The sequence below is a fragment of the Dolichospermum circinale AWQC310F genome (assembly GCF_000426925.1).
GTDB classification, from domain to species: Bacteria; Cyanobacteriota; Cyanobacteriia; order Cyanobacteriales; family Nostocaceae; genus Dolichospermum; species Dolichospermum circinale.
The window spans coordinates 10418-26820 of record NZ_KE384692.1; the positions used below are offsets into that span (position 1 = coordinate 10418).

General features: G+C 39.7%; 8 protein-coding genes and 1 pseudogene. 6 read left to right on the top strand and 3 right to left on the bottom strand.

The window, feature by feature from the left end; all coding sequences use genetic code 11:
* From ACIR310F_RS22650 to ACIR310F_RS22655, 3 genes and pseudogenes are all read left to right on the top strand, one after another.
* Nucleotides 1-4204 (top strand): non-ribosomal peptide synthetase (locus ACIR310F_RS22650; RefSeq protein WP_231387556.1); only part of this gene is annotated, 4204 nt, incomplete at its 5' end.
* A 151-nt stretch (nt 4205-4355) separates the two neighbouring features.
* A complete protein-coding gene (locus ACIR310F_RS0114640) occupies nt 4356-5762 on the top strand; it encodes an MFS transporter (protein WP_028084467.1) in 1407 nt (468 codons plus the stop codon).
* Between the two features lie 394 nt (nt 5763-6156).
* Nucleotides 6157-6631 (top strand): annotated as a pseudogene (locus ACIR310F_RS22655) (DUF4277 domain-containing protein); the annotation flags it as partial.
* A gap of 223 nt (nt 6632-6854) precedes the next feature.
* Here the strand turns inward: ACIR310F_RS22655 and ACIR310F_RS0114650 are convergent.
* Nucleotides 6855-7844: a vitamin K epoxide reductase family protein gene (locus ACIR310F_RS0114650; RefSeq protein WP_028084468.1), complete on the bottom strand. Its 990-nt coding sequence runs from the start codon at nt 7842-7844 to the stop codon at nt 6855-6857.
* Between the two features lie 72 nt (nt 7845-7916).
* Complete coding sequence (gene btpA, locus ACIR310F_RS0114655; RefSeq protein WP_028084469.1) at nt 7917-8729, bottom strand: photosystem I biogenesis protein BtpA; 813 nt, start codon at nt 8727-8729, stop codon at nt 7917-7919.
* Nucleotides 8730-9423: 694 nt separating this feature from the next.
* Between btpA and rimO the strand changes: the two genes are divergently transcribed.
* Nucleotides 9424-10779 carry a 30S ribosomal protein S12 methylthiotransferase RimO gene (gene rimO, locus ACIR310F_RS0114660; protein WP_028084470.1) on the top strand — a complete coding sequence of 452 codons (1356 nt, stop codon included), beginning with the start codon at nt 9424-9426 and terminating at the stop codon, nt 10777-10779.
* Nucleotides 10780-10844: 65 nt separating this feature from the next.
* Entirely contained in the window at nt 10845-12434 is a 1590-nt protein-coding gene (locus ACIR310F_RS0114665; RefSeq protein WP_028084471.1) for a DEAD/DEAH box helicase, read from the top strand.
* A 103-nt stretch (nt 12435-12537) separates the two neighbouring features.
* On the opposite strand, the gene ACIR310F_RS23725 is transcribed toward ACIR310F_RS0114665, so the two are convergent.
* Nucleotides 12538-14640 carry a peptidylprolyl isomerase gene (locus tag ACIR310F_RS23725; protein WP_051289664.1) on the bottom strand — a complete coding sequence of 701 codons (2103 nt, stop codon included), beginning with the start codon at nt 14638-14640 and terminating at the stop codon, nt 12538-12540.
* A gap of 371 nt (nt 14641-15011) precedes the next feature.
* Here ACIR310F_RS23725 and ACIR310F_RS0114680 point away from each other — a divergent pair, with 371 nt between their 5' ends.
* Nucleotides 15012-16391: an HlyD family secretion protein gene (locus ACIR310F_RS0114680; RefSeq protein WP_028084472.1), complete on the top strand. Its 1380-nt coding sequence runs from the start codon at nt 15012-15014 to the stop codon at nt 16389-16391.
* Nucleotides 16392-16403 lie beyond the last annotated feature (12 nt).

Consider the following 16403-nt stretch of genomic DNA (forward strand, 5'->3'; position numbering starts at 1 on the left):
ATCTCTATTGCGGGTGACATTGATGCGATTAGGAGAAAAATCCCATCAGTTATTAATAATCATGCACCACATCATTTCTGATGCTTGGTCAGTGGGGAATTTTCTCCAAGAATTATCGGTTATTTATTCAGCCTTAACAGCGGGTTTACCTTCTCCCTTAACTGAATTATCAATTCAGTATGCAGACTACGCTTATTGGCAACGGCAATGGCTGGAAAATCAACCCGCGCTTGATTACTGGAAACAACAATTAGCAGATATTCCCGCAGTAATTGAATTACCTACTGATCGATCACGAACAGCAATGCAAACCTTTAGCATTGATCTCCAAAAATTTCAATTTGATTCCCAACTCACTCACAAACTGAAAAACCTCAGTCAAAAATCGGGTTCTTCCCTATTTATGACACTGCTCACCGCTTTTGTGATCTTACTTTCCCGCTACAGTGGTCAAGAAGATATTGTTATTGGTTCTCCCATTAGTAATCGCAATCGCGTGGCATTAGAACCATTAATTGGCTTTTTTGTGAATACCTTAGTTTTACGAACTCGTCTCGAAGGAAATCCCACATTTATAGAATTACTCCAACAGGTGCGACAGATGGCACTTGATGCTTATGCTCACCAAGATCTCCCCTTTGATCAACTTGTAGAAACCCTCCAACCTCAGCGCCACCTCAGTCATAGTCCTTTATTTCAAGTCATGTTTGTATTGCAAAATTCTCCGGTGTCAAAACTGGAATTAGGAGATTTGCAAGTTACACAAATAGAATTAGCAAGAGCGACAGCGGGTGCAACTTTTGATTTAACTTTATCAATGCAGGAAAAAGATTCAGCATCGGGAAGTGAATTAATAGGCGCATTTGAATATAATGCTAATTTGTTTAATGCTGATACTATTGCCAGGATGGTGGAAAGTTTTCACAGCTTAGTTGAGGCAATTGTGGCAGATCCTCAAGAGCGGATTAGGACATTACCTTTATTAACAGCATCCCAAAAACATCAGTTATTAGTTGAATGGAATCATAGGGGAACTGATTATCCCCAAAAATCCATTCATCAATTATTTGAGGAGCAAGTAGAAAAAACACCTGATGCAGTAGCATTAGTATTTGAAGATCAACAATTAACCTACAAACAATTAAATTTACAAGCTAACAAACTAGCTCATTATTTGCAATTTATGGGTGTAGAACCAGAAATATTAGTAGGTGTTTATTTAGAACGTTCTCTGGAAATGATAGTAGGATATTTGGGAATTTTCAAAGCAGGTGGTGCTTATGTGCCACTCGATCCTAACTATCCCCCAGAACGCCTCAATTATATGGTGGCAGATTCACAAATGTCCATTATCTTGACTCATTCTTCCTTACTTCCACATTTATCATTAACCCTAGAGCAAGCGCAAACTAAAATTATTTGTTGGGATAAAGATTTTGAAATTGAAATTGCCAGTCAGAGTTATCATAATCCTATTAATAATTTCACCTCGGAAAATTTAGCTTATGTCATCTATACTTCTGGTTCTACAGGGCGACCTAAAGGTGTACTAATTCAACATTCAGCACTATTAAATTTAGTGTTCTGGCACTTAAATAATTTTGAAGTAAAATCATCAGATCGAGCTACACACTTAGCCGGAACAGCCTTTGATGCTGCTGTTTGGGAATTATGGCCTTATTTAGTAGTTGGAGCGAGTATATATTTAATTAAATCAGAATTTCTGCTGTCAGCAAAAACACTTCAAGAGAAGTTGCTATCACATAATATTACTATTAGTTTTATTCCTACACCCTTGGCAGAACAATTATGTCTTTTATCCTGGACAGAAAATACAACTTTGCGAACTATGTTAACTGGTGGAGATAGACTTAATTTTTATCCATCAAATAAGTTACCATTTAAGTTTTTTAATAACTATGGTCCCACCGAAAATACAGTAGTTACAACTTCTAGGCAAATTTTACCAGCAGCATCCGATAGTAAATTTCCACCTATAGGTCGTCCTATTGCCAATACTCAAGTTTACATTCTTGATCCCTATCTTCAACCCCTACCTATTGGCGTTTATGGAGAAATCTACATTGGTGGACTAAGTTTAGCTAGAGGGTACTTGAATCGTCCTGACTTAACATCTGAGCGATTTATTGCTAATCCTTTTGTGGCAAATGAGCGACTTTATAAAACTGGAGACTTAGGACGCTATTTACCAGACGGAAATATTGAATTTCTGGGACGCATTGATCACCAAGTCAAAATTCGAGGTTTTCGGATTGAACTAGGAGAAATCGAGACAGTATTAACACAACATCCTCAAGTTCAGCAGGTAGTAGTCATTGTTAGAGAAGATCATCCAGGTAACAAGTATTTAACAGCTTATATTGTTAGCGCAACAGAAACATTGACTACTAGCGAATTACGTCAATTTCTGAAAGGAAATCTACCTGAATATATGATACCTGCGGCTTTTGTCATGCTCAAAGCCTTACCTTTGACTCCTAATGGTAAAGTTGACAGGCTGGTTTTACCAAAGCCAGAAACAACCAATTCAGAGCTAGAAACGGCTTTTGTTGCCCCTGGGACTGTGCTAGAAGCAAAATTAGCCGAAATCTGGTGTACGGTATTACATCGGGAGCAGGTAGGCATCTATGATAACTTCTTTGAATTGGGGGGACACTCTCTCCTGATTACATCTGTAATATCTCGCATTCAAGAACATTTTTCCATCGTTCTGCCTTTGCGTTCTTTATTTACAGCCCCGACTATTGCTGAACTTAGTCAAGTAATAATTGCACATCAACTGGATGCCATAAAAGTTGATACCTTACCACCCCTTGTCCCTCAAGCACGAGACACTTGTATCCCCCTGTCTTTTGCCCAAGAGTCTATCTGGTATTTACAACAATTAGCTCCTGAAAGTTGCGCCTACAACAGCTTTTTTATTTTACGGTTCACTGGCTCTCTTTCTGCAATTGCGTTGGAGTCCAGTTTCAATGAAATCATTCGTCGTCATGAAATATTACGCACGGCTTTTACTATAGTAGAAGGTCAACCTGTACAAGTAATTACCCCATTTCTGACTATCCCATTAGAGATTATAGACTTACAAAACCTACCTTTAATAGAGCGAACGTCTGAAGCAGAAAGACTAGCTGCGCTGCAATATAATCACCATTTTGATCTGGCTTTAGTCCCTCTCATCAAAACAAGTTTATTGCGACTAACTCCAGAAGAACATTGGTTGACAATCAATATGCACCATATCATCACAGATGGCTGGTCATTTGGTCTGTTGTTGGAGGAGTTAGGAATCCTCTATGCAGCTTTTGTGAATGGTTTACCTTCACCCCTACCGGAATTACCTGTTCATTACGCAGATTTTACCCTCTGGCAACGGCAATACTTTAATGAAAAGGCCATAGAAAAGCAATTGGCTTACTGGCTACAAAAGCTAACTAATACTTCACTAGAATCTGATGAGATATCTAGCAATCAGCTACAGTTGAGTAACGAAAATACCAGCGCGGCTATTTATTCTGTGGTTTTGTCAGCAAGTATTGTGACATCAATCGAAGCTCTCTGCCGTTCTCAAAAGGTCAGTATCTTTGTGATCATTCTCACTGCTCTAAATATACTTTTGTTCAAATATAGTAGTAAGAACGATATTTTAGTCGTCACAACTATTGGTAATCGGAGTGCGGTAGAAACTGAAAAAATGCTCGGTTGCTTCATCAATGATGTCATTTTGCGATCTGCGCTTCGCAGCAGCGCTTCGCTATCGCATCTTTCCTCTGAACAAACTGGACAAATTCTTTTAGAACAAGCTCAAGAAACTCTCACAGAAGCCATTAATAATAAAGAAATTGCTTGTCACACAGTCATTGAGACTATCACCAGTAAACAACGATTGAATATCTCGGCATCCCTAACTATGTTACCTCCACAAAATTGGCATAACTGGATATTAGATGTAGATTTTGTCACAATTAAGCGCGATCTCGACTTGTGGGATGGAGAAATTCCTTTAGAAATTTATGTTTCTTCACCTTCAGTAAATAATCCCACCATGGAAATTAAGGTTTTCTACAGCACGGAGTTATTTACAAATCAAACCATCGAGGTTTTGTTCGGCTATTACCAGCAAATTCTTCAGCAGCTTGTCCAAGATCCCACTAGTCAAGTTTGTGAATTTTTTGATTGGTGAACATTGCAAGAGTCAGATCCCCGACTTCTTAAAGAAGTCGGGGATATTATTCGACTACTTACACTGACTGCTATGTAACGGAAAGACGAGAAATAAATGTTACATTAAATTATGAGGCTTTGCCACACATTCACGAATACTCACTATTGCCATGTTAGAAAACAGCCCACCAGAGTTGAAACAACAACCCACATTTGGATCATCTTTATCGAGGTGGACTGAGTATTTTTCCAGTCAGTCAGGAGAGATAACTCAAAGCATGAGCGTGTTTATCTTGATCTGGTTTGGTCAAGTGTTGTCTTTGGTTGGCTCGCGGACAACCGCTTTTGCGCTTAGTATTTGGGTTTATCAACATACGAATTCCACGACTCAATTTACACTGCTGATTCTCTCCACAACCCTACCGACAATTTTGATCTCTCCCATTGCTGGGGTGATTGTCGATCGCTTTCCTCGGCGCTGGATCATGATTATTAGTGATTTTTGTGCTGGTTTATGTACATTACTAATTGCTTGGTTATTTATCAGTAATCATTTAGAAGTTTGGAGTCTGTGTCTAATCAGTGGGATTAGTTCCACTTTCAGTGCTTTTCAGGGACTAGCCTATTCCTCGGCGACTACATTACTTGTGCCAAAAGAACAACTTGGTCGTGCCAGTTCGATGACACAGATCAGATTAGCGATCGCCGAAATTCTCTCCCCTGTATTAGCAGCAGCTTTATTAGCAACTGTACAATTGTCAGGAATTGTCATCATTGATTTATCCACATTAGCCTTGGCCTTAATCTGTTTACTTGTAGTTAAATTTCCCGAAATTTCCTTTACAGAAAATCCCGATGCCGAAACCAATTCATTTTGGCAAGAAATCACCTTTGGCTGGAAATATTTAGTGGCACGTCCTGGACTACTCGGATTAGTCATGTTCATTGCCATTATCAACTTTCTCGTTGGTAGCGCAGAAGCTCTCACTACACCCTTAGTGCTTTCCTTTGCTTCCGCTCAATCGCTAGGGACTATCTATTCTATTTCTAGTTTTGGACTATTGCTAGGCAGTGCGGTGATCAGCATTTGGGGCAGGCTAGAACGCCAGATCAATACTATATTTGTATCAATGGCATTTTTGGGCATTTTATATGTATTAGCTGGGTTGAAGGCTTCCACAGTTATATTTACGATCGCCAATTTCTTGATATTTATGATGTTTCCCATTATTAATGGGTCAATTCAAGTCATCTATCAAAAAAAAGTAGCCCCAGAAGTCCAGGGAAGGGTTTTTGCTTTTCGTAGTGCGGCTGTGCAGGGGTTTTTACCGCTTTCCTACCTGACCTGCGGAGCATTAGCTGATCAATTTTTTGAACCAATCATGGTGCAAGATGGAGCTTTAGCCAATAGCATTGGCCAGATTATTGGGGTTGGTCATGGTCGCGGCATGGGTTTAATGTTTATCATTATGGGTCTGTTTTCTCTAGTCGCAACCTTAATTGCCTACTTATATCCGCGTTTACGCTGCGTAGAACATGAACTACCTGATGCAATTCCTGACCAACCAGAGGTTTAATAAAGCCGTCATCAAAAAATGTCCCCAAGATGCACTTTGACATCTACCCCACTGCGGATTTTACAGCACTTCCCGGTGTTATGAGGTACATATCTAGCGGGCAAGATGCCCGCACCACAAGAGTTTCATGATTCAACTTTGTACCTCATCAAAGCGGAAAAGGCTGTATCCCTCTTCTGTCACTTTCCGAGTATAATCAATAAAACCCACATTCTGCACCCTCAACTGTCACAGATCAAAAAAGCCCTTAAAGTAGTACATAAAAACTAAAGATAAATTAAAGAGAAAGAAGTTTAATGAGAATAAGTAGCATGAAAAGGGAAATGGTGTGAGAAAGTGAAACTTGGTAACAAAAACAAAAGAAAAAAATGAATTGATAACGAAATAAGAAATAATGACAACAGAAATAGTAGAGGAAACTGTTGTGAAAATAAAACCCCAAGAAATAGAAATTCAAAACATAGACAATCTAGGGATAGTAGCAGGAATAATAGATTTAATAGGAATAGTAGAAATAATAAATGAATTAATAGGAGTCCAAAAAGGCGAAAAAGTAAATGCAGGTCAAGTAGTAAAAGCCATGATAATCAATGGGTTAGGATTTGTCTCTAAACCGTTATATATGTTTCCCGAATATTTTCAAACTATCGCTTGTGAACATCTAATAAATAGGAGCAGGAGTAAAACCAGAATATCTCAACGACGACAAACTAGACAGAGTCATGGATAAATTATTTATAAAAGGATTGGATACAATCTTTTTTATCATCGCAGTAAAAGCGGCCAAAAAATTTGGAGTATCACTATCAACATCACACTTAGACTCATCATTAATGCACGTGCATGGGAAGTATAACACTAGGTTACCAATCAATTTAATTTCTCTTGTAAAGATGAGCTAATTTCTTTGATTTATAGCTCCATTTTACTATTCCTTTCTCTTTTAGTAAGCAATCGCTACTAAAGAATATCATTATTTTCGGAGGTAACAGCCAAGGGAAACAGAAGAAGCAGCAGAAAATTAATTAACTGTTCTTGTTACCTATTCCCCATGGACAATTGCCAATGTTCAATGCCCAATAAATAGTTGCATTAGCGAAAATATTTAAAGTTTTTCGGACCTGTATAACCTGTGATATTTGCTAATTCCTCTAGATTTTGTACTCCACCATAGCTTTTACCATTAATAATCCAAGTTGGGAAACTTTCAATTTTTGCGGCTTTACATAATTCTGGTTTTCCTTTGGGACTATCGCTGGCGCACTCTACCTTAGAATTATCATTAATGATTTGATAAGCTTCTTTCCCGAAAAGTAGCTTTTGTTCGTGACAGTGGGGACACCAATAGGCTACATATTCCTTAGCACCAGATTTAACCAGATGTTGGGCTAGGGCTATTTCGGCTTCTCCAGATTTAGTGGTAATTTCCCAGCCAAATTGAGGATTTGGTTGTTCTTTAGGCGTAAAGGTAATTGCTGTAGGTTTACCATCAGTTGATTCAGTAATACTACCTGATGGATTTATTTGAGAATAAATTCCTAAAGTTCCAATTAGCGTCACCATTGCCACAATCACAGCCGTAAATAAAAGTTGTCCGATGTCTTCCCAGTCTCTACCCATGACGGTTAACACTAACATAGTTAATGCAAACAAGGCAGAAGCAATACAGTAAAGACAAATAGCTTTGAGTTCAAATGCTAGTACATACATTAAGTATCCACTAAAAACAGACATAGAGATCGCTCCTATAAACAGCAACCACCAAGTCACATTTTCTAGTTGTTTCCGACTTTTGTTATTTTCCCCTGAGTTCAATGCCAAAGGAGCTAAAGCGAATATGAACATCCCAATGTATGCCAATAAACCAAATATAGGTAATGGTTGACCCAAAACCGTAGCCCAAGGACTAGAGAGGACATCTACACAACCCTTAACATTTTCTAGTGTAGTGCAAACCGGGGCGCTGCCGTTGAGCTTTTCAAAAGTGAGATAACCTGTATTCAGGATACCAAAACCGGAGATCGCTCCAATGGCTGGACGCGACCATTTATAAATACTAGGAGTAGAGCGACGACGAATCATAATATTAGTGATTGGTAATTGGTAATTAGTTTAGAAATCTTCTAATCATCTAAATCAAGCAAATCAAAAGCATCATAGTTCAGACAATAGAGGTCTGCGGGCGGCTTCCACAAATTGACTGACACGAATGGGGTCTATGGGTTGCTGAATTTGACCATGACGTTTGAGAGAACTAGAAACAATCACCCCATCTGCTGCTTGTAGGAGAGTGCTAACATTTTCCCAACTTGCGCCACTACCAATAAAAACGGGAGTTCCAGCAGCCGCAGCACTAGCTAGTTCTAAATCTTCTTGATCAGGAGGACTACCAGTAGCCCAACCAGATAAAATTACCGCATCAGCCAAACCCCTTTCAATAGTATCTTTTATCGCAACCGTCAGATGAGGAGAACTCAACGGACGGGCGTGTTTTACTAAAACATCAGCAAAAATTTTCACGTCAGATCCTAATTCTCGACGATACCGTAGTAATTGATGGGCTTCCCCTTCAATTAATCCTTGATCAGTTGCCATTACACCTGTAAGAACATTAATGCGAACAAATTGTGCCTTAACGCAACTAGCAATAGCGATCGCACTCCTGCCATCATTGCGTAACACATTTAATCCCACAGGCACAGTAACCAAGTTCTGTATACGTTGTACAACCACAGTCATGGCACTGACAACAGCCGGGTCAACTTGATTTTTGGTAAATGGGGCATCAAAAAAATTCTCAACAATAATCCCATCAACCCCTCCACTAGCAAGGGCTGTGGCTTCTTGTTCAGCGCGGTCAATCACTGCTTTGAGACTACCTCCCCAACGGGCTGAAGTAGGTAAGGGTAGCAAATGCACTACGCCAATAATTGGGGTTCGGGTTTTAAATAACTGATATAAGTCCACGTTTTTAATTTACTTCGCACATTCTCAAACTCTTACTCTTTGCGCCTTGGCGCGAAACATAATTCATACTGACATTATGCAACGTCGGTTTTTCTGTTCCCTGTTCCCTGCTATAGTATGTGAGTCCTAAGCGGTTTTTTCATGGTCAGGTTGTAACCTCCTCCTCAAGATGGAAATTAACTTTCAACCTTCCCTAAGATATGTTAAGATAAAATCTGATAGAAGAGAAGTTTGCCACTCACAAGATGCAAGGCAGCTTCCCGTCATTTGATTGTAAATGCCGGAGTAGCATTACTGCTTGATGGGCGTGGTCGCCAGTGCGATTTCCCGGTTGGGTAGCGGCTTCTCAAAACAGACCTCTAGGTCGGCTTCCCAATGGGTAAATTAACAAAGCCCACGCTGCGGTAATTTAAAATACCAATAAGCGAATTGTTAAAAAATATTACGAGTGTCAGACTTACCCAAAGATGCTCAAGATTACCCTGGGAAACAAATTAGTAGAAGGATCATGACACCGCCTCTATATGTAAAATAGAAGAGGTTGGGGGATTGTATTTACTAATTAAAGTAGCTAATTATACAGGTAAAATCTGGTAATTAGTAACGGGTAGTTGGGTAGGAGTTATTTATCTATATATCCCGACCCAATTTGAACGTTAATTAGCAAAGAAAAACGGAACATTTATTGAACATGATGGGTGAAAAGCCAACAGTTGCCATTTCTCACCTGGGCTGCGAGAAGAATCGCATTGATACAGAACATATGTTAGGGCTGCTAGTAAATGCAGGCTATAGTGTAGATAGCAACGAAGAATTAGCAGATTACGTAATTGTTAATACCTGTAGTTTTATTGAAGCAGCACGACAGGAATCAGTAAAAACCCTAGTAGAACTAGCGGAGGCTAATAAGAAAATCGTCATTACAGGCTGCATGGCCCAACACTTTCAAGAACAATTATTGGAAGAATTGCCAGAAGCAGTGGCGGTAGTGGGAACAGGGGATTATCACAAAATAGTGGATGTGATCGAGCGAGTAGAACAAGGGGAGAGAGTTAAAGAAATTACCGCCGAACCTACTTATATCGCTGATGAAACCACACCGCGTTATCGGACAACAACCGAAGGAGTAGCTTACCTGCGAGTGGCTGAAGGCTGTGATTATCGGTGTGCATTTTGCATTATTCCCCATTTGCGAGGAAACCAACGATCGCGTACCATTGAATCAATAGTAGCCGAAGCCCAACAACTGGCAGATCAAGGTGTGAAAGAAATAATTCTCATTTCTCAAATCACCACCAATTACGGCCTAGATATTTACGGAAAACCCAAATTAGCCGAACTGCTGCGGGCTTTAGGGAAAGTAGATATACCTTGGGTGAGAATGCACTACGCCTATCCCACCGGATTAACACCAGATGTGATAGCGGCCATGCAAGAAACTCCCAACTGTTTACCATATTTGGATTTACCCCTGCAACATTCCCACCCAGAAATTCTCCGGGCGATGAATCGTCCTTGGCAAGGACAGATCAATGATGAGATTATGGAAAGGATTAAAATGTCCCTACCATCAGCAGTGCTAAGAACCACATTTATAGTTGGTTTTCCGGGAGAAACCGAGGAGCATTTTCAACATTTATTAGAGTTTACCCAACGGCATAAATTTGATCATGTTGGTGTCTTTACTTTTTCACCGGAAGAAGGAACTCCAGCCTACAGTCTACCTAATCAAATTCCAGCAGAAATAATGGCAGCACGCCGTGATCAACTAATGGCATTACAACAGCCAATTTCTTTGCAGAAAAATCAACAGGAAATCGGCAAAATTGTTGATGTCCTCATTGAGCAAGAAAATTCAGAAACGGGCGAACTAATTGGTCGTTCTGGTAGATTTTCTCCCGAAGTTGATGGTCAAGTCTATGTGAAAGGAGAGGCTAGGCTAGGAACTATCGTCAAAGTAGCGATTCAAAGCGCCGATGCCTATGACCTTTATGGTCAAGTTGTCAATAGCGATAGATTATTATCTCGTTCTCTATCTACTGTTGCATAAGACTGAATTTACAAATAAGTATCGGTTTACAAATCAAAAATTCACAATAAAATCTAGGAGAGTTAATGAACTTATCATTTCAAGAATTAGGCATTTCCCAAGAACGTGCTGAACTGTTAGAAAACATTGGTTTTTCTGCACCTACTAATATTCAAACCCAAGCAATTCCTCAATTATTAAATGGTCGGGATGTAGTCGGTCAATCCCAAACAGGAACAGGTAAAACCGCAGCTTTTTCTTTACCAATTTTAGAACGGCTAGATCCTGATCAAAAAGCTGTACAAGCAATAGTTTTAACCCCAACTCGTGAGTTAGCCATTCAAGTTCATGCGGCTATTTCCCAATTTATTGGTAATAGTTATTTGAAAGCAGCAGCCATTTATGGTGGTCAATCAATTGACCGACAAATTATGCAACTGAGACGGGGGGCGCAAATCGTTGTCGGTACACCAGGACGGGTGATAGATTTATTAGATCGTGGTAGCTTGAGGTTAGATCAAGTACGGTGGTTTGTGTTAGATGAAGCTGATGAAATGTTAAGCATGGGCTTCATTGATGATGTGGAAAGAATTCTTTCCCAAGCACCAGAAGAAAGACAAACAGCCTTATTTTCTGCAACAATGCCACCATCAATTCGGATGTTGGTAAATAAATTTTTGAACTCACCGGTAACTGTCACCGTTGAACAACCCAAGGCCGCACCAAATAAAATCAATCAAGTAGCTTACATTATTCCCCGTCACTGGACAAAAGCCAAGGCTTTACAACCAATTCTGGAAATGGAAGACCCAGAAACAGCTTTAATCTTTGTTCGCACCCGGCGCACAGCCGCAGAATTAACCAGTCAGTTGCAATCTGCTGGTCATAGTGTCGATGAATATCATGGTGATTTGTCCCAACAAGCGCGGGAACGTCTATTAATTCGCTTCCGTAACCGTCAAGTGCGTTGGGTAGTAGCTACTGATATTGCAGCTAGGGGTTTAGATGTTGATCAACTTTCTCATGTGATTAACTTTGATTTACCTGATAGTGTGGAAACCTATGTTCACCGCATTGGTCGTACGGGTCGCGCTGGAAAAGAAGGAACAGCCATTTCTTTGGTTCAGGCTTTTGAACGCCGTAAACAACAGGCTTTTGAACGCCATAACCGCCAAACTTGGCAAATTCTGTCTATTCCTACTAAAGCGCAGATTGAAGCCCAGCATATTCAGAAGTTAAGAGGACAAGTAGCTGAAGCTTTAACAGGTGAACGGTTAGCTTCATTCTTGCCCATTATCAGCGAAATGATTGCAGAATATGATACTCATGCGATCGCTGCGGCTGCTTTACAAATCGCTTATGATCAAACCCGTCCCGCTTGGCTGCTATCAGGAGTGGATTTACCTGTAGAAGAAAGCCCAACTCCCAAACCCAGAATTAACAAACGCCGGATAGATGTCGGTGATGGTTCAGAACGGGAAAGCGAACGTGGTGGTGGCTTACGTGGTTCTGGAGGCGGAAGAGGCCGTTCTTCTTGGTCAAAAGAAGGTAAAGGTAACGATGAAAGACGTAGTAACGGTGGCAGTAGTCCTAAACCCAAGTTAAGAACAGCCCACGGTGAAGTTTCTCCTACTCCTAGCAATCACAAATTAAGTTCACATACTAGTAGAGAATAGTTAAGGAAAGTAGCGGTAATTAATTAATAAATTACCGCTGCATAACCATGAAGTTCAAAGTCACTTTTGTGACAAAAACAACCCCAAGTACAAATCTCAAAAACTAGCTAACCAAAATGAAATCGCTACTACTGAGGGTGATCTCCGAATTACCTAAATAAGCAAACTTAAACACTTCTGTTGAACTGATCAGGTTGCCATTTCGGTTATAGAATATACTTCTAGTCCCTTGACTAAAGACAATAGGAGCATTACTAGCATCTACTGAGGCATCATTGGGGACAACGGCAAAGCCAGTGAAAGCTTGCCCCACAGCATTAGTAATGGCAGAAAATGTGGTTTTACTTAATACAATCTGATCTTGTCTGGCTTCAAACTGGGTAATATAGTCAGTACCTAAAGCACTACTAAAGACACCACTGCTTTGAAATAGATATTTATCATTACCAACTCCTCCAATCAGGGTATCATTACCATCTTGTCCCCAAAGTGTATCATTACCATTGAGTCCTGACAGGATGTTATTGCCACTATTACCTTGGAGGATGTTATTACCTGCATTACCCGTACCGTTTATAGTCGTTGTTCCTGTTAAGGTGAGGTTTTCAACGTTGGTCGGTAGGGTAGTGGTGACAGAGGCTGTGAGGGTATCGCTGATAGTTGTAGTGACGCTGGTTCGAGTCCCCAAGTTGGCATTTGTGGGAGATGTAAGGGTGAGGGTAAAAGTTTCATTTACTTCATTGATAGAATCGTTCAGAATGGGTATGTTAATTGATTGACTGGTAACACCGCTATTAAAAGTCAAAGTCCCTGTGGTGGTGGTATAGTCTAAACCCGCTGTAGCTGTACCGTTAACAGTGGTATAGTTGACTGTAATAACTCTGGTATCGGATCTGGAGAGAGTAACAGTGTAAGTGACGTTTTGAGGGTTGCTGTTACCTTCAACAATGGTTTGATTAGCACTGAGGTTAATCACAGGTACATCATCATTAACGATAGTTCCCGTGACAGCTGTAGTTGTGCCAATGGTGTAACCTGTTCCCGCAGCTAAGGTTAGGGCCACAGTTTCATCATTTTCAACGATTGTATCGGCTGTGGGGTCAATAGTTAAAGTAGCCGTACTTGCACCGGCCGCAAAGGTAATAGTTCCCGATGTGGCAGTAAAATTTCCTGTACCTATTCTGGTATAATCTGTATTGAAGGTAGCTGTACCAGCAACGTTATAGTTGGCTGTGAGGGCGGCACTTAAGTCACCATTGCGACTAAATCTGTAAATAAGGTTATTTGTCCCGTCTTCAGAGACGCTAGTGGCAGATAAAGCTAGGGTAATTGTTGGTAAAACTGTGGCAGTAAACTGATAATCTATAAACTCACCAAATAGATTTGTAGCCCTAACTGTAATCTGTGAACTACCGGTTTGGTTAGGAAGATAATCCAAAAACAGTTGTTTATTACTAATACTGGGAGTGACTAAGGTAGGTTTAGAGTTGTTAACTATAGAAAATCTCAGTTCATCTTCTTGAGTAACTGTAATACTACTGAAACGGATAAAATTTGCATCACTAATTGCAGCTTGCGTCAGGGGAAGATTAGTAAACGCCCCACCAGCATTATAAGTCCTAACGGCAGCGATCGCATCTATTGTGGTTAAATCACTAGCACCAAGAGCTTGACCAAAAACTGTGAAACCAGCATTTTGATTATTGAGATTGCTGGAATTATCCGCTAGGTTAAAAAACCATTGATTTGTGGCACTATTAGGATTATTACCTAATTTTGCCATAGCGATCGTTCCCCGCAAATTTGAGCGTTGTGCACTAAACTCATTCTGTACAGGCGCATTAGATGGAATCGTTGTTAATGTGGAATTATTATAAGTATACCCCCCACCTTGGACGATAAAACTGGGAATAGAACGGTGAATAAAAGAGTTAGTATAACTGCCAGTATTAACATAACTTTGGAAATTTTGCACGGTCAATGGTGCGCCAGTTCCAGTTTGGTCAAATAGTACAACATTAATGATTCCGTTGCCAATGGTTCCCGTTGATGTATTGGCTAGGTTAAAACGAGCAACTTTCCCCGTTGTCAAAGGATCATCAAAGTAATTACTTAAATTTAGGGTGGTATCTGGTGCATTAATATTGACAACTACGTTTAAAATAGGATTAGTAACAATAGGATCAGGAAGGTTGTTAGTAGTCATTGTTTTTCCTTAGTATTACACATTCATCCGTGATCTTGACACGAATATTATACCCCAATTTTTCGCCAAGAAATAAAACACAAGAAATAAAAAAATGATTAAGAACTATAAATAGTCGTAAATAGCAAATAATATGAAAAATAGGCATTTGCCCAAATTATACAACAAGTCTACCATTTTAAATTAGCCTCCCCAGCCCCCTGGAAATGAATTTTCAGGCTAATAATCCAAAGTTAACTAAAGTGAAAGTGGGCTAAAAACTTTGTCCAGTCGGATAAAAGTAATTTTTTGCATACTTCTTGCTATATCATAGTAGACCGTCTAGTCTAGATTTTAGATATGAAAACAGATTCATCATTTAGGGTGCTACTATGTCTCAAACTGCGCCAACGCCTCCAGAGGGTTTTACTAATGTTTCTATACCACCATCTAAACAGCAAAAGGGTAAAAAACTAATTCCTTTGTTTTTAGGGTTACTGGTGTTCGGGAGTGGTATTAGTTATAAACTGTGGTTTAATACACTAAATAAGTCAGTTAATATACTTAAATTAAGCGGCAGAATTGAAGGTTATGAAACTGAAATTGGGATTAAGCGTTCTGGTAGAATTGAGTCAATTACGGTGCGAGAAGGGGCTTATGTCAAAAAAGGACAAGTATTAATTAAGTTAGATGATAGTAACGATCAATTGTTACGAGAACAATTACGAGGGACGGAAGCACGGATAATATCTGCACAATCTGATGAACAACAGGTAATGGCAGATTTGAGGATGATCCGCAGTGAATTTGAACAGATTGATAGTCAAATTAGCGAAGCAAAGCTAAATTTACAGCAATCTCAAGGGGATACGATTGGAAGAATTGAACAGGCACAAGCTAATGTATCAGCGGCTAAAGCTCAATTACTACAAGTACAAGCTCAGGCAAGACAAGCAGCAGCAGAAGTAAAATTAGCGAGAATGAACAGCGATCGCTATAAACAGCTTATAAAAGAAGGTGCTATTAATCGCCAACAATTTGATCAATCACAAACTACATTAGATACAGCCATGGCTACTCTAGAGGCCAGACAAGCGTCCGTCAATGCGGCAAAAGAACAATTAAGTGCAGTTCAAGGGGCATTAATCCAAACAAAAACTACAGGCTTAAATCCCGATATTCGCAACGCCCAGTTAACAGCATTAAACAGAAAAAAAGACCAGATTTTTGCTCAAGTACAATCTGCTCAGGCTAAAGTTAGATCGGCTCATGGTAAGGTCAAAGATGCCTTAGCATCAAAACAGCAAATCCTCACTCAAATAGCAGATTCTCAAAGAGATTTGAATGTGATTAGTCCTTTAGATGGAGTTATAACTGCTCGCAGTGTTGAACCGGGTGCAATAGTTAGTAATCAGACTAAAATTTTAACAATAGTTGATCCCCAAAATATATATCTACGGGGTTTTATTCCTGAAGGTGATATTGGTAAAGTCCGATTAGGACAAACCACTAAGATATTCCTTGATTCTACACCGGAAAAACCCCTAAATGGTAAAGTTATTGCTATTGACCCTCAAGCTTCTTTTACTCCAGAAAATATTTACTTTCAAAAAGATCGGGTAAGACAAGTAATAGGAGTTCGCATTCAAGTCGAAAATCCTCAAGGCTGTTTTAATCCCGAAAATCCTTACAAAGAATCAGATTTACCCTGTGCTAAGATTGGTATGCCAGCAGATGCGGAAATTAGGTTACAGGAAATAGGTAAAAGTTAAGTTTTGGGAAGA